Consider the following 18136-nt stretch of genomic DNA (forward strand, 5'->3'; position numbering starts at 1 on the left):
AATGTTTTCCTGGTACCGAGACGTTTCACCCACTGAGAAACGCACGTTTTGGGCATGTTTTGGCGGTTGGGCGCTCGACGCCCTCGATCTGCAGATGTTCAGTCTTGTGATACCGGCGATCATCGCCGAGTGGGCCATCACAAAAACCCAGGCCGGTGCCGTCGGCGGCATCACCTTGATCGCTTCCGCGCTGGGCGGTTGGATCTGCGGTGCGGCGGCAGACCGTTACGGTCGCGTCCGCGTGCTGCAATGGACGGTGATCTGGTTCTCCCTGTTCACGTTGCTCTCCGCGTTCTCCCAAAATTACACGCAATTCCTTGTGCTCAAGGCGCTGCAAGGCTTCGGCTTCGGTGGCGAGTGGGCCGCCGGTGCCGTGCTGATGGCGGAAACGATCCGCAATGAGCACCGCGGCAAGGCCATGGGCGCGGTGCAAAGCGCCTGGGCCTTCGGTTGGGCCGCCGCGGTCATTCTCTATACGATCGTGTTCTCGGTCATGGCGCCGCAGATCGGTTGGCGTTTCATGTTCGGCCTCGGCATCGTGCCGGGACTGCTGATCATCTATATCCGTCGCAATGTACCGGAACCGGTGCGGCAGCCTGCGCCTCAGGCGGCAAGCGGCGGCCAAGGCACCTCCGCGCTCGCGCGTACGCCGTTACTGGCCATCTTCGCGCCGGACGTCTTGCGGATGACGTTGATCGGCGGCTTGCTCGGCGTCGGCGCGCATGGCGGCTATTCGGCGCTGACCACCTGGCTTCCGACCTATCTGAAGACGGAACGACATCTGTCGGTGATGGGCACCGGCGGCTATCTCATCGTCATCATCGCGGCCTTCTTTTTCGGCTGCATCGCCGCTTCGCAACTGCTGGACCGCATCGGCCGACGCGGCACGATCCTGCTCTTCGCGATCTGCTGCGTCATCACGGTCTTGGCGTATGTCTTTCTGCCGCTCCCCAATATCGTGATGCTGATACTGGGCTTCCCGCTGGGATTCTTTGCCGCTGGTATTCCGGCCAGCATGGGCGCCTTGTTCAATGAGCTGTATCCGCAAGGCTCGCGGGGTACCGGTGTCGGGTTCTGCTACAACTTCGGCCGCGTCGTCTCCGCCGGTTTCCCGGTCATGGTCGGGCATCTGAGCAGCAATCACTCACTCGGATTCGCGATCGGCGTGGACGCCGCTTTCGCCTATGCGATCGTCGTACTGGCCGTCCTGATGCTCCCCGAGACGCGCGGCCGCAGCTTGACGACCGATCAAGCCGCAGCCTAATGCCGCCACGAACGGTCCTGTTGCTCCGCCTCATCTTCTGTCATGTCTGATTCGTTTCCACCAGCCGCCACGAGCGGCTCCCCGCCGGCCGCCGCCGACATCCTCGGTATCGACGGCCATGCGCATGTTTTCACGCGTGACCTGCCCCTGACGGCCGAGCGCCGCTACGCGCCGTCCTACGATGCAACGCCGTACGACTATCTCGCGATGCTCGACGGCGCGGGCTTGTCGCACGGCGTCCTGGTGCAGCCGAGTTTTCTCGGCACCGACAATCGATACCTGCTCGACAGCCTGGCGGTCGCGCCGCAGCGGCTGCGCGGCATCGTCCAGGCCGACCCTGTCGCCGATCTCGCCGCGTTGCCCGGGTGGCATGCGGCCGGCATCGTCGGCGTCCGGGCCAACCTCATCGGCAAAGCGACGCCCGCGTTCGATTCGCCGCATTGGCGTGCGTTTCTCGATGCGATGGCGGAACGCGACTGGCATCTCGAAGTACAGGTCGAAGCGGAGCGTTTGGCGTCGGTCGGGCCGCTGGTGTTGGCACGCGGCGTGAGATTGGTCGTCGATCATTTCGGCCGCTTCGATCCGCTGCGCGGCACGTCGGACCCGGGCTTTGCCGCGTTGCTCGCCGCGGCGCGTGCGCAGTTCAATCGCGAGAACCGGATCTGGGTCAAGATCTCCGCAGCCTATCGCGTCGTCCCCGTCGGCACGCCCGCGGAGGCCATGGTGAACGTTGCCCGCACGGCCTACCGCGCCTTGTTGCAAGCGTTCGGCCCGGAAAGGCTGCTCTGGGGCAGCGACTGGCCGCACACGCAGTTCGAATCGACGGAGAATCCGCGCACCGTGGTGGCGCTGCGCGACGCGATCGTCGACGATGCGGCACTGCGCCGCGCCCTGCTGATCGACACACCGACTGAATTATTCGGTTTCGACCGTCAGCCAGCGGGCACAAGCGGCGCGGATTTGTTAAATTAGTGCCCTTCGCGCCGTCCCATCGTCGATGGACCGGCGCCGATCGATATTTCGACGGGTTTTGAAGGGAGAAAGACTGTGGCAGCACGATTGACTCGCACGCGCCGCGCCGGTGCGCTGCTGCTGGCCCTCGCCGGCGCCAGCGTCGGTGTGACCGCCGCGATCGCTGCGCCCGGCGCCGATGCGGCCGTCCGGCACAGCAGCCATCCGCGCGAGCGTCGTCCCGCGCCGAAAGCGCTCACGGTCCCGCAGATCCAGGTCTGGACCCAGAACACGATTCGCTATGTCTGCGATGGTCGCAAATCGCTGACCGTGCATTATTCCAATACAAAGAACGAGCAGAGCTTCGCCTTGCTCAATGTAAAGGATCGCGACATGCTTCTCGTCAACGTCTCGGCCGCGTCCGGCAGCAAATACGTCGCGGGACAGTACAGCTGGTGGACCAAAGGGCCACAGGGCACCTTGCGAGATGATTTTTCCGGCGAAAACGGCACGGACCTGCTGACGAACTGCAAGGCGCAGCAATAAGTTCTCGCCGCCGAGCCCGAGTCTGGAACGACACGCATCGCGCGTCGTCGCCGCGCTCCTGAACCGCGTCCGACCATCAGGGGCGCGACCGCCGCACCCGACGGAACTGCCGACATGCGCACCGTGAGCACCGCTGAGTCACCCCCGCAGGACGGATTACAGGGCGCCATATTGCACATGGCCAGCGCGTCGATCTTCATCGCGATGGTCTGCGCGAATCTCGATATGGCCATCGTGCAGAATGCCTTGCCGGCGTTGACGCATGACATGGCGATTTCTTCGTCGGACTCCGTCTCGATCGTCACCATTTACATGTTGGTGACGCTGACCTTGCTACTGCCCTTCGCGCCGCTCTCCGACCGAATTGGTTATCGGCGCTTCTTTCTAGGCGGTTTTCTGCTATTCACGCTGGCATCACTCGGCTGCGGCCTGTCGCGCACGCTTTGGGAATTGCAACTGACCCGCCTGTTACAGGGGGTCGGCAGCGCGGCGATGATGTGCACCACGACCTCCTTGATACGGATCGTCTATCCCAAGGCACGCATCGCGCGCGCGATCGGCGCCAACTCGACCGTCGTCGCCGTGTCGCTGGCATCGGCGCCGAGTCTTTCCGCCGCCATCCTGCTGCATCTCAGTTGGCATTGGCTGTTCTGGATCAATGTGCCGCTGGGCGTGATCGCCATGGGCTTCGGGTTGCGCAGCCTGCCGCATAGCGACGGCCAGATGCCGGCGCCCTTCACGCCCGCTGCCCGCACCCAATGGCAACGGACATTCCTGTCCATCGACTGGGCCGCGGTCGTACTGAATATCGCCTTCTTCACGCTGCTGCTGTTCGGCACCGACGCCGTCGTCCAGCGCCCGGCCGAGGCCGCGGCAATGCTGGCCGTTGCGGCCCTGCTCGGTTATTTGTTCGTTCGACGCCAGATACACGTCGCAGAACCGATGTTGCCGTTCGACTTGCTGCGCGAACGCCGCTACGCATTCACGATCGCGACGTCCTTCGGTTCGTTCGCGGCCCAAGGCGCGGCCTTCGTATCGTTACCGTTCTATTTGCAGCGCGGCGTCGGCTTCGATGCGGTCCATACCGCGCTGATCATGACCGCCTGGCCGCTCGCGCTGGCCTGCAGTTCGCAGGTCGCCTCCCGCCTGACGGCGCGCGTGCCCATCGCCTATCTGTGTGCCATCGGTCAGGGGATGATGACCATCGGACTGGGTCTGGTTGCGGCGCGCGTCCTCCCGGCCAGCCTGCCCTGCCTGATGGCGCTGTTGGCATTGAGCGGCGCGGGGTTCGGTTTTTTTCAGTCGCCGAACAATTACGTCATTGTCGCGTCCGCGCCGCCGGGCCGCAGCGGCAGCGTCGGCGCCTTACGCGCGGCGACCCGCGTCTCCGGGCAATTGATCGGCTCGGCCCTTTGCGGCCTGGCGCTGCTGCTGGGCCGATTGCTCGACGCACCCGCGTCGACCGCTCAGTCAGTATTGCCGCTGACGGCAACGCACGCCGCGGGCATGCACGCGATCAGTGCGGGCGGCGACAGTGCCGGCGCCTTGCTCGGCATCTGGATTGCCACCGGCATGGCGCTCCTCGCCGGCCTCTGCAGTCTGAGCCGCGCCCAGCGCTAGCATGTTCGCGATCTCATGCAACATCTTGTTACTAAACGATATCGCGCCGTCGCTGCCGCTTTTTTGACAGAATAAGGCGGCGCGGCACGAATCTTGAAGCTCGGGTAAATTGAAAGGGTCAGGGTCCGTGCCTAGGCGCGGAACATCGTCCTTGAACTGTACAAGCGACGATTGTTTTCCTATCCCATTCACCGTTATAAGAGCTCGTTCCCGTGCCCGCGCAGCAACGTTCATCCATCGATTCCAGCGCCTTATCCGACACGTCGGTGTCTCATCCGCCGCAGCCTGACAGCGCGGCAGCATCGCGCCCGAACGCCGCCGCACACGCGCAGCCTCGCCTGTCGCTGGCGCCCGAAGCCTTGGCACGTGTGCGCGACCTTCTGGCCAAGCGCGCGGGACAACGCACCGTCATCGGCCTGGTCGGCGAACCGGGCGCCGGAAAATCCACCGTGGCAGCCGCCTTATCCGCAGCGCTCGCCAACGAGGTCACGTTGGCTGTCGTGCCGATGGATGGCTTTCATCTGGCCAATGCCGAGCTGGCACGTCTCGGCCGTGCCGGGCGCAAGGGGGCACCGGACACCTTCGACAGCGCCGGCTATCTGGCCCTGTTGCACCGACTCAGAGAGGCGCCTTTAACGGCACGCCAAGAAGGCGAGCCGCTCGAGGAGCCTGGGACGACGATCTACGCGCCGGCGTTTCATCGCGAGATCGAAGAAGCCGTTGCCGGCGAGATCGCCGTGCCCTCGACGACGCAGCTCGTCATCACCGAGGGCAATTATCTGCTGCTAGAGGGTCCGAACTGGCGCGATGTACGAGGCTTGCTCGACGACGTATGGTTTGTCGCCACCCCCGCGGAGCAACGTCACGCACAGCTTCTTGCACGACACATCGCCCACGGCCGCACGCGCGAAGCGGCGTTGGATTGGATCGCCAATACCGATGAACCGAACGCGCGACGCATTGCTGCCAGCGTGAAGGAAGCGCGGGCAGCGGGAGTTGATGTCTTCGAATTGCCGGTGTCCGCAGCGTCCAGCGGACCTTAAATCATGGCATCGCCCACGCTCTGACGCGTCGAGGCGGTATCCACGAATAGTGCTGCACCGACTTGCAAGCGATTTCAGATCGTTGAACCGAGCAGATCATCACAGCCGATTCCCGCCGACATAAAAACAGCAATGGAATCGGTTTCGAATTTAGAACACATGGAGGACTTCGATGCATACGCCTACCACCGCACCCTACACGGGTCAACGCGCCGCGCCGCACACCGGCCGACTGGTCGGTTGGATCGCACTGATTGCCGCACTGGGCGGCTTGCTCTTCGGGTATGACACCGGGATCATCGGCGTGGCCCTGCTGGGATTAGGCCGGCAATTTTCATTGGACGATACGGCGAAGCAATTCGTCACCGCGTCGCTGATTTTTGGGGCCCTTGTGGGCTGCCTGGGTACCGGCCCTATTTCCGACCGCATCGGACGCCGACGCGCCGTCATGGGAGTCGGCGTGATCTTCGCGATCGGCTCCGTGTTATCGGCGATGTCGCCGAGCGTCATGGTGCTGGTGTGCGCGCGCTTTCTGCTCGGCTTGTCCGCGGGCAGCGCGACGCAGATCGTCCCGATCTACATTGCCGAGGTGGCACCGCCGCAGCATCGCGGCAAGATGGTGACCTTGTTCCAGTTGATGGTGGTGTCCGGCATTACCGTGGCCTACTGCACCGGCTTCATTCTCGGCGAGCACTGGCGCATCATGTTCGGCCTCGGTGTCGTGCCGGCGATCATCCTGCTGATCGGCATGATCTTCCTCCCGGAAAGCCCGCGATGGTTGTGGATGTCGGGGCGGGACCAGGAAGCGCTGGCCGTACTGAAAAAAGTACGGGGCGATGCCGCGCTCGCACAGCAGGAGCTCGACGATATCCGAGGCGTCGCGGAGCAGAAGCAAGGCACGTGGCGCGATCTGGCGAGCCCTTGGATTCGACCGGCGGTGATCGTCGGCACGGCGATCGCCATGTTCTCGCAGATCACCGGGAACAACGCATTGATTTACTATGCGCCGACCATCCTGACGCAGGCCGGCTTCAGCGACTCGGCGGCCGTGTTGGGCGCCGGCTTCAGCACCTTGTTGGTCGTGATCATGACTGTCATCGGCAGCTTCCTCGTCGATAAGATTGGACGTCGCCGCTATTTGCTGTGGACGATTCCCGGCTCGATCGTGGCCTTGATTCTGATGGGCTATCTGTTCCAAGGCGCCGGTCCGACAGATTCTGTCAGTCGTTGGCTGTCGGTGCTGTGTCTCGGTATTTATCTGATGCTGAACTGCGGCGGTTTCGGCGTGTGTATCTGGACCATCAACTCCGAGGTCTACCCGCTGTTCGTGCGCGGCAAGGGCGCCTCACTGGGTGCATTCAGTCATTGGATCTTCGACTTGGCCGTGACGCTAAGCACCTTGTCGCTGGTGCATTCGCTCGGGCCGGCGCACACCTTCTGGCTGTACGCGCTGATCTCGGTGGGCGCGCTGGTCTTTATCGTGTTCCTGGTTCCGGAAACGCGCGGCAAATCGCTGGAAGAGATCGAACACGCATTGCGCGAGCGGCGCTTCTTCCCGTATCAGCAGCGCAAGGCGGAACGGGGCTAAAGACAATCGTCGTAGGCCTGCGTAAGCCGATATGTATTTTGCTCTGAAGCGCCGCGTGAACGGCGTTGCCGTGTGCGGCTCCGGGTGGATAGGCGCTAGCCTATGGGGACCGTTCTGCTTCGGAGTGGCATCGACATGCGCCCGCCCCTTTTGTCTAACGGCCGTCGCCGCAGTTTGACGGCACGGCAGCGCCAGATCATCGAGCTGATCGGCCGGCAACTCAGCACCGCCGACATCGCGGCAACGCTTGGCATTGCTGCGTTGACCGTCAACAAGCATCGCAATCACATCACGCAGAAGCTTCAATTGTCGACCACGGCGCGGTTGACGGCGTACTGCGTGCAGACGGTGCTCCCCGCTCGGGGAGCCGCCCCTTATGACGGCGGCCTGTCCCTCGCAGTGCGGGAATGGCAAATCCTGCAAATGCTGGCAACCGGCATGACCAGCAAGGAAATGGCGAGGCATTTGGCCCTGAGCCCACGCACCATCAGCGAACACCGACATCGATTGATGCGTCGACTCGACCTCCACAACATGGCAGCGTTGATGGCGCTTTATTCTCGCATCGCGACGGTCCCGGGCCACTGAAAGACATATTTGCGGCGGCACTGTCTTAACTGCCTACTTAGGCCTCCGCGATTTCCCAATGGATAAGGCCTACGTAATCGGCGGTATTTTCCTGCCTGCCGTAATAGGCGAAGGTGGTCGAGCCCGTTCGCGGGATCACCTGTATTCGCCACGATACGCGAGGAAGCCATGAGCCTGAACGATCCGCAACACCATCAACAACTGGAGCAGCAACTCGATCAAGCGCGCCTGTTTTTCAGCCCTTCCGGTGCCACGTCAAGATCGGCAGTTGGTCAGTTATATGCGGCGCCGGAACCCACCTTGCCCAAGATCGAGGAAAACAAAAACGGCGTCTTCAGCGTCATGCATCTAAAGAAGAAAGTGGCGGCGTCGATCCAGGACGATCTGGACCGTGCCAGCGAGTGCATGATCAATCTGGCCTATCTGGGCACGCAGCATTGTCAGCGCCTTGCGAATAAGAAGAACGATCCGGACCTGCTTTTCGACACGAAGTCGTGGAAGGATGTACTGACGCATTACCCGATGTTGGGGCCGTTCCAGTTCGAGAGGAGTAAGTTCAACCAGAAGATACGCGGCGTGGATTTCTCATCCGAAGTACTGACGCGCATTCTAGGCGCCGCCGTTGGCGGGCCCGTCGTGGAAGCGTTCCTAAAGTTCCTCGGCGGATTTGGCACGCAGATCAAGGCCGGGGTCGATCGATCGAGCAAGCCGTTTCACTTCGTCGCCAACACGGTTTTCATCGATGCCAAGCAGAGTGGTAATACCTGGATGGTGGAACCGAAGCTCCGCATGTATTTCTGTGACTTCACCTCACGCCAGAGCAAGGTCTACACAAGCTGTGCATCGGCAACGATGACCGAGGTCGATCTGGATTACATCGCCGTGGAAGCGGTGTGGAACTACGCACTGTACAAGCGCGACCGCGCCATCGCGGAGAAATTCGACAAGCTCGTGGGCAATACGGCGATGTCGCAACTCGACGAGTCCGAGAACTTCTTCAACTTCGCCGTGTGACGGGGCGCGTTTCGACGCGAGGGCTGCCAAGATATCGTCCTTGCGTCGTCTCTACGAATGGCGCACCGGAGCGCATCCTCATGACGAGCCAGGCCGCATTCTTCCTTATCGCCGATGATCGTGCCATAGCGGCGCCATGGCGCGACCGTATCCTGACGATGTTCTCCTTGATCCAACAGCATGCCGAGCGTTATCAGGGGGACGACTCACCCGCTCGCTATGCCGAGGCGGCGGAAAAAGCTTTTTCCAATTTGCCTGGTCTGGCATCGTCCCAGCGTCGTATCGCGACCTCGAACCACGATACCGTTGCTTCCGCCATCCAAGACCTGCTGCGATCGGCACCCGAGTCGCAAACAGACAAGCAGCTCGCCTTTCTAAGGCGGCAGGGACTGCTGGATGACGTATCTAGCCCGGACGATACGGCAGGCCAGTCGTGCACGATATCGCCAACTAGGAAACGGCCTACTGCTCGTTCTTGGACGCTTTACGTAGGCGCGGTGCCGCGAATGACACGGGATACGCAAGCGACGCCCAGCATCTGGATTGCCTTCGCCAACTGGGATACCCTTGCAGCACCAGATCCGGATCCGGATTCGCATTCAAAAGGGCAAGATGACCGCGACCGCCGCACGACAGAGGCCCATGCGTATGACAAAGCGATCTCGTCTGAGAATTCGATTTACCGCACTCAAGGACGCGTTGCGCAAGAACGCATACGCCGCGCATCCGGCCGCCTTCACACTCGCGTACTCGACGCGACATTGCACGATACGTTCTTCGACCGATACGCCGAGCGTTGGTCTAAATTTGCCGTCAACGCCCCAAGCGAGCATATCCGCAATGACCCACGCTTCCTGTTTATTCCCTTGAAGAATCCTGCATCGCTGTAAATGCGATCGACAGATGGCGCTTTTTAAGCCGGTTCTCCCCAAAATCTGCAGTACCGACAGGCCCGGCTTGCCGGGCCTGTCGGTTTTTGCTTTGGTTTTGGTTGTTGCTTTTCGGGGGTGGGTGCTGGGTATAGGCAAACACGCGCCGTAAGCGCCGCGCGCCGCGCTGACGTCGGGTCGCGCGAGGCGGGTAAGGTGGTTGCGTGTGGCGTAGTACAAAGCCAAACGCCCCGTGCACGGGTTAAGGTGTCACGGGGCGTCTGGTTACAGCGTAGGGAGCCTGACGATTACCTACTTTCACACGGGCAATCCGCACTATCATTGGCGTGGAGTCGTTTCACGGTCCTGTTCGGGATGGGAAGGGGTGGGACCGACTCGCTATGGTCATCAGGCAAAGGGGTTGTGCTGCTGACGTTTAAAGCTCAACAACACCAATCTGGAAGAAGTTCATCTCGGTACGACTCTTGGGTTGAGCGTGTATCGGGCACATTCACCGATAATCTCACCTAGCGCGTCTGGCTGCGTCACACTTCACATGTGCCGTCTCACGTCCAAACGTACTGGTTATAGGATCAAGCCTCACGGGCAATTAGTACTGGTTAGCTAAGGACATTACTGTCCGTACACACCCAGCCTATCAACGTCCTGGTCTCGAACGACCCTACAGGGGAATCAAGTTCCCAGGGATATCTCATCTTAAGGCGAGTTTCCCGCTTAGATGCTTTCAGCGGTTATCTCTTCCGAACATAGCTACCCGGCGATGCCACTGGCGTGACAACCGGTACACCAGAGGTTCGTCCACTCCGGTCCTCTCGTACTAGGAGCAGCCCCCTTCAAATATCCAACGCCCACGGCAGATAGGGACCAAACTGTCTCACGACGTTTTAAACCCAGCTCACGTACCTCTTTAAATGGCGAACAGCCATACCCTTGGGACCGGCTACAGCCCCAGGATGAGATGAGCCGACATCGAGGTGCCAAACACCGCCGTCGATATGAACTCTTGGGCGGTATCAGCCTGTTATCCCCAGAGTACCTTTTATCCGTTGAGCGATGGCCCTTCCATACAGAACCACCGGATCACTATGACCTGCTTTCGCACCTGCTCGACTTGTGGGTCTCGCAGTTAAGCACGCTTATGCCATTGCACTATGAGCACGATTTCCGACCGTACTTAGCGTACCTTCGTACTCCTCCGTTACACTTTGGGAGGAGACCGCCCCAGTCAAACTGCCTACCATGCACTGTTCCCAATCCCGATTCAGGGACCAAGGTTAGAACCGCAAACAAACCAGGGTGGTATTTCAAGGTTGGCTCCAACAGAACTGGCGTCCCGTCTTCATAGCCTCCCACCTATCCTACACAGATTTGTTCACAATCCAATGCAAAGCTACAGTAAAGGTTCATGGGGTCTTTCCGTCTAGCCGCGGGGAGATTGCATCATCACAAACACTTCAACTTCGCTGAGTCTCGGGAGGAGACAGTGTGGCCATCGTTACGCCATTCGTGCAGGTCGGAACTTACCCGACAAGGAATTTCGCTACCTTAGGACCGTTATAGTTACGGCCGCCGTTTACCGGGACTTCAATCAAGAGCTTGCACCCCATCATTTAATCTTCCGGCACCGGGCAGGCGTCACACCCTATACGTCCACTTTCGTGTTTGCAGAGTGCTGTGTTTTTATTAAACAGTCGCAGCCACCAGTTTATTGCAACCCCTTCACCCTCCTGGCGCAGGCCAGTCAAGCTACAAGGGCGTACCTTATCCCGAAGTTACGGTACCAATTTGCCGAGTTCCTTCTCCCGAGTTCTCTCAAGCGCCTTAGAATACTCATCTCGCCCACCTGTGTCGGTTTGCGGTACGGTCTTGTTAAACTGAAGCTTAGAGGCTTTTCTTGGGACCACTTCCAATTGCTTCGCGCCTAAGCGCTCGCCTCGTACCCTTGAATTCCGCGCCCGGATTTGCCTAAGCGCCTTCTCCAATACAAGGACCGGGACTTCCAACACCCGGACAACCTTCCGCGATCCGTCCCCCCATCGCATTTAACAATGGTGCAGGAATATTAACCTGCTTCCCATCAGCTACGCATTTCTGCCTCGCCTTAGGGGCCGACTCACCCTACGCCGATGAACGTTGCGTAGGAAACCTTGGGCTTACGGCGAGGGGGCTTTTCACCCCCTTTATCGCTACTCATGTCAGCATTCGCACTTCTGATACCTCCAGCATCCTTCTCAAGACACCTTCACAGGCTTACAGAACGCTCTCCTACCATGCACAATAAATTGTGCATCCGCAGCTTCGGTATATAGCTTAGCCCCGTTACATCTTCCGCGCAGGACGACTCGATCAGTGAGCTATTACGCTTTCTTTAAAGGATGGCTGCTTCTAAGCCAACCTCCTGACTGTTTTAGCCTTCCCACTTCGTTTCCCACTTAGCTATATTTGGGGACCTTAGCTGGCGGTCTGGGTTGTTTCCCTCTTGACACCGGACGTTAGCACCCGATGTCTGTCTCCCGTGATTGCACTCTTCGGTATTCGGAGTTTGCTATGACGAAGTAATCCGCAATGGACCCAACAATCATTACAGTGCTCTACCCCCGAAGGTGATACACGAGGCACTACCTAAATAGTTTTCGGAGAGAACCAGCTATTTCCAGACTTGTTTAGCCTTTCACCCCTATCCACAGCTCATCCCCTAATTTTTCAACATTAGTGGGTTCGGACCTCCAGTACGTGTTACCGCACCTTCATCCTGGCCATGGATAGATCGTCTGGTTTCGGGTCTACGCCCAGCAACTAAAGCGCCCTATTCGGACTCGCTTTCGCTACGCCTTCCCTAGTCGGTTAAGCTTGCTACTGAACGTAAGTCGCTGACCCATTATACAAAAGGTACGCAGTCACCCCACAAGGAGGCTCCTACTGTTTGTATGCATGCGGTTTCAGGATCTATTTCACTCCCCTCCCGGGGTTCTTTTCGCCTTTCCCTCACGGTACTGGTTCACTATCGGTCGATTACGAGTATTTAGCCTTGGAGGATGGTCCCCCCATATTCAGACAGGATTTCACGTGTCCCGCCCTACTTGTCGTACCCCTAGTTCCACACATCAGTTTTCGCATACAGGGCTATCACCTGCTACGGCCGCACTTTCCAGAGCGTTCTGCTAACTGTCATGCTAAAAGGTACAAGGCTCTTCCCATTTCGCTCGCCACTACTTTGGGAATCTCGGTTGATTTCTTTTCCTGCAGCTACTTAGATGTTTCAGTTCACTGCGTTCGCCCCACATGACCTATGTATTCAGTCATGGGTACTCCATTAGGAGTGGGTTTCCCCATTCGGACATCTCCGGATCAAAGCTTGTTTGCCAGCTCCCCGAAGCTTTTCGCAGGCTACCGCGTCCTTCATCGCCTGTAATCGCCAAGGCATCCACCACATGCACTTATTCGCTTGACCCTATAACGAGTACGTCTGCATCGCTGCACACGTCGCGCTATAGGTGAGTATCGGTATTTGTGCCGTATTCCAAATTCTTGTGTGCCTCTCTCAAGACACACTGCTTTGAGATACTTCTCGATACAATCTCAACCCAAATTTTGTGACACCACACACACCATCTCTAATGTGCATCGCATCACGATTGAATTGAACTTCTTCCAAATTGTTAAAGAACGACAGCCGATTTTGGTATCTCTACCAAGTCAGTGTTAGGCCAAGCCTAAGCTAAAACACACTCATCGATGTTCAACCGCAACATCGCCAAATATCTTTTAGCTTAAGGTTTGGTGGAGGCTAACGGGATCGAACCGTTGACCCTCTGCTTGCAAAGCAGATGCTCTCCCAGCTGAGCTAAGCCCCCAATATTGCTACTGTAGGTACATCTCTCCAGCTGCTGGAACTACAGTCGAGCCCGAGCAACCAAAGACTAGATGGTGGGTCTGGTTGGATTCGAACCAACGACCCCCGCCTTATCAAGACGGTGCTCTAACCGACTGAGCTACAGACCCTACAGCCTGTCGTATGACAGCCGATAAGCGTGAGCGCTTAACTTACGTTGCGTTAAGCTCGAGAAAGGAGGTGATCCAGCCGCACCTTCCGATACGGCTACCTTGTTACGACTTCACCCCAGTCACGAATCCCACCGTGGTAAGCGCCCTCCTTGCGGTTAAGCTACCTACTTCTGGTGAAACCCGCTCCCATGGTGTGACGGGCGGTGTGTACAAGACCCGGGAACGTATTCACCGCGGCATGCTGATCCGCGATTACTAGCGATTCCAACTTCATGCACTCGAGTTGCAGAGTGCAATCCGGACTACGATCGGTTTTCTGGGATTAGCTCCACCTCGCGGCTTGGCAACCCTCTGTACCGACCATTGTATGACGTGTGAAGCCCTACCCATAAGGGCCATGAGGACTTGACGTCATCCCCACCTTCCTCCGGTTTGTCACCGGCAGTCTCCTTAGAGTGCCCTTGCGTAGCAACTAAGGACAAGGGTTGCGCTCGTTGCGGGACTTAACCCAACATCTCACGACACGAGCTGACGACAGCCATGCAGCACCTGTGTATCGGTTCTCTTTCGAGCACCCCCTAATCTCTCAGGGGTTCCGACCATGTCAAGGGTAGGTAAGGTTTTTCGCGTTGCATCGAATTAATCCACATCATCCACCGCTTGTGCGGGTCCCCGTCAATTCCTTTGAGTTTTAATCTTGCGACCGTACTCCCCAGGCGGTCAACTTCACGCGTTAGCTACGTTACTAAGGAAATGAATCCCCAACAACTAGTTGACATCGTTTAGGGCGTGGACTACCAGGGTATCTAATCCTGTTTGCTCCCCACGCTTTCGTGCATGAGCGTCAGTGTTGGCCCAGGGGGCTGCCTTCGCCATCGGTGTTCCTCCGCATATCTACGCATTTCACTGCTACACGCGGAATTCCACCCCCCTCTGCCAGACTCTAGCTTGCCAGTCACAAATGCAGTTCCCAGGTTGAGCCCGGGGATTTCACATCTGTCTTAACAAACCGCCTGCGCACGCTTTACGCCCAGTAATTCCGATTAACGCTTGCACCCTACGTATTACCGCGGCTGCTGGCACGTAGTTAGCCGGTGCTTATTCTTCCGGTACCGTCATCAGACCAGGATATTAGCCCAGTCCTTTTCTTCCCGAACAAAAGTGCTTTACAACCCGAAGGCCTTCTTCACACACGCGGCATTGCTGGATCAGGCTTTCGCCCATTGTCCAAAATTCCCCACTGCTGCCTCCCGTAGGAGTCTGGGCCGTGTCTCAGTCCCAGTGTGGCTGGTCGTCCTCTCAGACCAGCTACAGATCGTCGCCTTGGTAGGCCTTTACCCCACCAACTAGCTAATCTGCCATCGGCCGCCCCTATAGCGCGAGGTCCGAAGATCCCCCGCTTTCATCCGTAGATCGTATGCGGTATTAATCCGGCTTTCGCCGGGCTATCCCCCACTACAGGACACGTTCCGATGTATTACTCACCCGTTCGCCACTCGTCAGCGGAGCAAGCTCCCTGTTACCGTTCGACTTGCATGTGTAAGGCATGCCGCCAGCGTTCAATCTGAGCCAGGATCAAACTCTTAAGTTTAATCTCTGTTACTGTTTTCTATTCTTCCGAATAGGTCGCTCAACTCAAGAATCAACAAGAAGTACAAACCGAAGTTCGTACGACTTACTTTCTTCTCTTGTGCGAGCTCTTGATACTTTTGCTTGAATCCCGTGACGAATCACCGGACCTGCAACTCCATCAAGCGCCCACACTTATCGGCTGTAAATTTTTAAAGAACCGTTTAACGACTGGCTGGACATTTCCTCGCACTAGGCGACCCGTCGATTACTGCTATACTACTTTGCTTCGTCGTTCGCAGCGTTGCTTTGCTGCAGAACAGAAGCGAGATTATGTACCGCACTCCTCGCTTCGTCAAGCACTTTTTTGCAGACTCGTTTGCGATATTTCTAGATCCACCCAAGAAACATCCCAATCGGCAAAAAGCTGCTCGACCACTTCACCCTCAGAAACACACCCAAGAACAAAGCCACCGCTACTTCCTGGCAATAAGAAAGCACCCTTAAAAACAAGCACCTTTCTTACCGCCACCCCCCGCCGCTTCGCTGCCTGCGCTGCGTTGTTTGCAGCGGGGAGGCGAATAATAGGACACTCTTCCGAACTTTGCAATATCCCCTACGAAATTTGTGGGTATTGCCATCCTTACCCCTCGCTCGACCACTACTCGCGCCGGCGATGGTTGATCAGAAGGAACAGCCCCATCAAGATCAAGAAGCCGACAATCAGGCCCGCTGCGTTCCGGAGCACATGATCAAAACCTATCCGCTCAACGTTGATGAAAGGATAAGGATAGAAGTCGCTGAGATGCCCGTGCCAGAGCGTCGCAAACAGATAGCCCAGCGGATAGATCAGCCACAACCAGATCCGACGCGCATCCAAGGCGAAGCGGGGAACGAAGAAGATCCAATAGACGACCGCCAAAATGGGCACGACGGTGTGCACCACTTCGTTCAACACCGCGCGTATCCCTACCGGAACCCAATATCCGCGGAGCAGCAGGTTGTACCCGCAGCCGACAAAGGCCAGATAGAGCGTGACCGCTGTCACGACCGACGGCCGATACGTCCATTCTGGCAGCCAGCGCTTCAGCGATGTCATGGCGAGCAAGACACAGACGAAACAGCAAGCCGACAGCACGATCGTCAGATTCGTCAAATAACTGGCAGTACGGATTGCACTATCGGCCCAAGACCAATCCTGGGATAGAAACCACCCCATCGTCTTGGTGACTTGTCCTATAGCCCCAAAGCAGGAGAGGCCGGCCAAGGCCGAGACCAAGACGATCGCCCCAGGTTTCGCCCCGACATGCGCCGCAAATGGCGCGGTCGAGACAGGCGCCGGCGTCGGCGCGTCAGCCATTGCGGAGGGGTCGCCCACGTCACGCGATACCGCATACGGCACGGCCTGGCTGGACGAGCCGACGTACGGCTGCGCCCGCGGGGCTCCCGCATCTGGCGTCTGGCTGGTTTCCGATGATTCGCGCATAGATTCAGTCTAAGCCCGAAAATCGTTTCGGTTCAACGATGCGCCTTAACAGAACAGGGGAATTCGGAACGCCCGCTAGTTTCTCTGCGCGATGCTGCGTCGCTGCGTTTCCGACGGCGTCATGCCGAATAACTGGCGATAATCTGCCGTGAATTGGCTATGGTGCCAAAACCCCCACTCGGCGGCGACCTCCTGAACCGTTTGCCGACTCGGCGCCACGCCGGCGACGCGCGACAACGCCCGATCGGTCGAGACCGAGGACGATGCGGCAAACGCATCCTCACCCCGGTGCAATAACGCCCGCCGCACACCATTGAGACGGGTTGCCCGCAAATAGCGCTGCGGGCTCATTCCATAAATGTCCTGGAAGCAATATTGCAGCGTTCGGCGGCTCGCGCGGAGCACCGTGCACAATTCTGGAATACCGATTGGCCGCTCCCGATGCGTCAGTACATATTGACGCGCCGCATCCACGAGCCAGCGTCGGTGCGGTTTCGATAAAGCAGGCACCGGCGCCACATTTGCGGTCTGCAACAAACCGCCCGCCAGCAGCCGCAACACCTCATCTTGAAAATGCGCGGCCTGGAAGTCCGATAGCCTACCGTTCGCGCCGGCATCCCCGGCATTGCACAAAACGCGGAACATGACCTCGCGCAACGCGTCGAGCGCCAGCGAATCGAATCGGACAAGATCGTCCTGGATAGCAGGCGGAGCACCGGGGCAGCCATACTCCTGCTGCATGAAATCGCGCCATGCCGCCTCCGTGATGACAATCCCAAAAATACGGAACTGCGATGGCGTGACCAGCTCGAAGTCACGGTCGCCGGGCTGGCACGCAACCATATCTCGCTCAACCGTTCGCGCCCCGATCTTCATCGCACCCGACATGAAAGGATCAGCCATAGAGGGCGCGTCATCATCAGCGAGCTGCGCGCGGGGGACGGCATGCGATGAGCAATCACGTAGAGACTGCAGCCCGCTTGCCGCGTTCCCACTGTCGGCGCACCAAGCATTGGCCTCGTCCCGTTGCCCCGGCGACGCAGACGACGAGCGCGGTCCAAAAGGAGATCTCCCCTTCCGCCCCGTCTTGTCGACACGCTCCGCCGCCATGCATTCCTGGGTGAGCGCCGGGATGCCGAACCAAATGGCGCCGGAACGCACGCGACACGCCTGGCGCAGCGCCTGGCTGGTTGTCTCGGAAAAGAAATGCAGCCCCTCCTTCCGCCACTCGGTCAGCGTACCAATAAAGGCGCCGGTGCTGAGTTGGTCGTACTGCTGCGTCCAGCCCGCTATCGCTTCGGCTTGCTGGTTCGGGTCGTCGACAACATGCCGTTCGATGCGCCCGCCATCCTCGCAACCGACAGGCGCGATGTGAGGCGTGCTTATGCGTGAGGCCGCCGCATTTCGCACATCGTCGGTCGCCCTCAAAACGGATGCCCCGGCGTCGAGGCTGCCGATTCCCTTCGAAATCCTTTCACCGGTCGTCACAATCGCTTCCCTCCGCAGAACGAATGGAACTCTCGCGCCGAAACACGATGCGGATGACACGTGGCGCGCGAGTTTCGACCTCTA

12 protein-coding genes, 2 tRNA genes and 3 rRNA genes are annotated in these 18136 nt (G+C 58.6%); 10 read left to right on the forward strand and 7 right to left on the reverse strand.

Features of this window, described 5'->3' with window-relative positions:
• Position 1: 1 nt before the first annotated feature.
• From ABEG21_RS13605 to ABEG21_RS13645, 9 genes are all read left to right on the forward strand, one after another.
• The gene (locus ABEG21_RS13605) at positions 2-1264 is read left to right on the forward strand and encodes an MFS transporter (RefSeq protein WP_347555075.1); all 1263 of its coding nucleotides are present in this window, start codon (positions 2-4) and stop codon (positions 1262-1264) included.
• A 42-nt stretch (positions 1265-1306) separates the two neighbouring features.
• Complete coding sequence (locus tag ABEG21_RS13610) at positions 1307-2236, forward strand: amidohydrolase family protein (protein ID WP_347555076.1); 930 nt, start codon at positions 1307-1309, stop codon at positions 2234-2236.
• Between the two features lie 75 nt (positions 2237-2311).
• Entirely contained in the window at positions 2312-2761 is a 450-nt protein-coding gene (locus ABEG21_RS13615; protein WP_347555077.1) for an MliC family protein, read from the forward strand.
• A 114-nt stretch (positions 2762-2875) separates the two neighbouring features.
• On the forward strand, positions 2876-4381 hold the full coding sequence (locus tag ABEG21_RS13620) for an MFS transporter (RefSeq protein ID WP_347555078.1): 1506 nt from the start codon (positions 2876-2878) through the stop codon (positions 4379-4381).
• A 338-nt stretch (positions 4382-4719) separates the two neighbouring features.
• Positions 4720-5424 carry a nucleoside/nucleotide kinase family protein gene (locus tag ABEG21_RS13625; RefSeq protein ID WP_347556799.1) on the forward strand — a complete coding sequence of 235 codons (705 nt, stop codon included), beginning with the start codon at positions 4720-4722 and terminating at the stop codon, positions 5422-5424.
• A 172-nt stretch (positions 5425-5596) separates the two neighbouring features.
• Entirely contained in the window at positions 5597-7012 is a 1416-nt protein-coding gene (locus ABEG21_RS13630; RefSeq protein ID WP_347555079.1) for a sugar porter family MFS transporter, read from the forward strand.
• A 135-nt stretch (positions 7013-7147) separates the two neighbouring features.
• Complete coding sequence (locus tag ABEG21_RS13635; protein WP_347555080.1) at positions 7148-7600, forward strand: helix-turn-helix transcriptional regulator; 453 nt, start codon at positions 7148-7150, stop codon at positions 7598-7600.
• 168 nt (positions 7601-7768) lie between these two features.
• Complete coding sequence (locus ABEG21_RS13640) at positions 7769-8614, forward strand: hypothetical protein (RefSeq protein WP_347555081.1); 846 nt, start codon at positions 7769-7771, stop codon at positions 8612-8614.
• A gap of 80 nt (positions 8615-8694) precedes the next feature.
• Positions 8695-9504: a hypothetical protein gene (locus ABEG21_RS13645; protein WP_347555082.1), complete on the forward strand. Its 810-nt coding sequence runs from the start codon at positions 8695-8697 to the stop codon at positions 9502-9504.
• A gap of 278 nt (positions 9505-9782) precedes the next feature.
• On the opposite strand, the gene rrf is transcribed toward ABEG21_RS13645, so the two are convergent.
• The 7 genes from rrf to ABEG21_RS13680 all read right to left on the reverse strand — a co-directional run bounded on the left by rrf (position 9783) and on the right by ABEG21_RS13680 (position 17467).
• Positions 9783-9896, reverse strand: a 5S ribosomal RNA gene (gene rrf / locus ABEG21_RS13650).
• Positions 9897-10072: 176 nt separating this feature from the next.
• Positions 10073-12955, reverse strand: a 23S ribosomal RNA gene (locus tag ABEG21_RS13655).
• A 327-nt stretch (positions 12956-13282) separates the two neighbouring features.
• Positions 13283-13358, reverse strand: a tRNA-Ala gene (locus ABEG21_RS13660).
• Positions 13359-13429: 71 nt separating this feature from the next.
• Positions 13430-13506: transfer RNA gene (locus ABEG21_RS13665), tRNA-Ile, on the reverse strand.
• Positions 13507-13569: 63 nt separating this feature from the next.
• A 16S ribosomal RNA gene (locus ABEG21_RS13670) occupies positions 13570-15100 on the reverse strand.
• Together the 16S, 23S and 5S rRNA genes with 2 tRNA genes alongside form the textbook arrangement of a ribosomal RNA operon.
• 639 nt (positions 15101-15739) lie before the next feature.
• Entirely contained in the window at positions 15740-16564 is an 825-nt protein-coding gene (locus ABEG21_RS13675) for a Pr6Pr family membrane protein (RefSeq protein ID WP_347555083.1), read from the reverse strand.
• A gap of 75 nt (positions 16565-16639) precedes the next feature.
• Entirely contained in the window at positions 16640-17467 is an 828-nt protein-coding gene (locus ABEG21_RS13680) for a helix-turn-helix domain-containing protein (protein ID WP_347555084.1), read from the reverse strand.
• A 303-nt stretch (positions 17468-17770) separates the two neighbouring features.
• Between ABEG21_RS13680 and ABEG21_RS13685 the strand changes: the two genes are divergently transcribed.
• Positions 17771-17956 (forward strand): hypothetical protein, encoded by a 186-nt coding sequence (locus ABEG21_RS13685; protein ID WP_347555085.1) that lies wholly within the window; start codon positions 17771-17773, stop codon positions 17954-17956.
• The last annotated feature ends 180 nt before the right edge of the window (positions 17957-18136 follow it).

This window comes from Robbsia sp. KACC 23696, assembly GCF_039852015.1.
Lineage (GTDB): Bacteria > Pseudomonadota > Gammaproteobacteria > Burkholderiales > Burkholderiaceae > Robbsia.

Coding starts and splice junctions, on each gene's coding strand:
- ABEG21_RS13635 (WP_347555080.1), top strand. CDS start 7,148: ATGCGCCCGCCCCTTTTGTCTAACGGCCGTCGCCGCAGTTTGACGGCA.
- ABEG21_RS13645 (WP_347555082.1), top strand. CDS start 8,695: ATGACGAGCCAGGCCGCATTCTTCCTTATCGCCGATGATCGTGCCATA.
- ABEG21_RS13620 (WP_347555078.1), top strand. CDS start 2,876: ATGCGCACCGTGAGCACCGCTGAGTCACCCCCGCAGGACGGATTACAG.
- ABEG21_RS13680 (WP_347555084.1), bottom strand. CDS start 17,467: ATGGCTGATCCTTTCATGTCGGGTGCGATGAAGATCGGGGCGCGAACG.
- ABEG21_RS13605 (WP_347555075.1), top strand. CDS start 2: ATGTTTTCCTGGTACCGAGACGTTTCACCCACTGAGAAACGCACGTTT.
- ABEG21_RS13685 (WP_347555085.1), top strand. CDS start 17,771: ATGCAGCCCCTCCTTCCGCCACTCGGTCAGCGTACCAATAAAGGCGCC.
- ABEG21_RS13675 (WP_347555083.1), bottom strand. CDS start 16,564: ATGCGCGAATCATCGGAAACCAGCCAGACGCCAGATGCGGGAGCCCCG.
- ABEG21_RS13610 (WP_347555076.1), top strand. CDS start 1,307: ATGTCTGATTCGTTTCCACCAGCCGCCACGAGCGGCTCCCCGCCGGCC.
- ABEG21_RS13630 (WP_347555079.1), top strand. CDS start 5,597: ATGCATACGCCTACCACCGCACCCTACACGGGTCAACGCGCCGCGCCG.
- ABEG21_RS13640 (WP_347555081.1), top strand. CDS start 7,769: ATGAGCCTGAACGATCCGCAACACCATCAACAACTGGAGCAGCAACTC.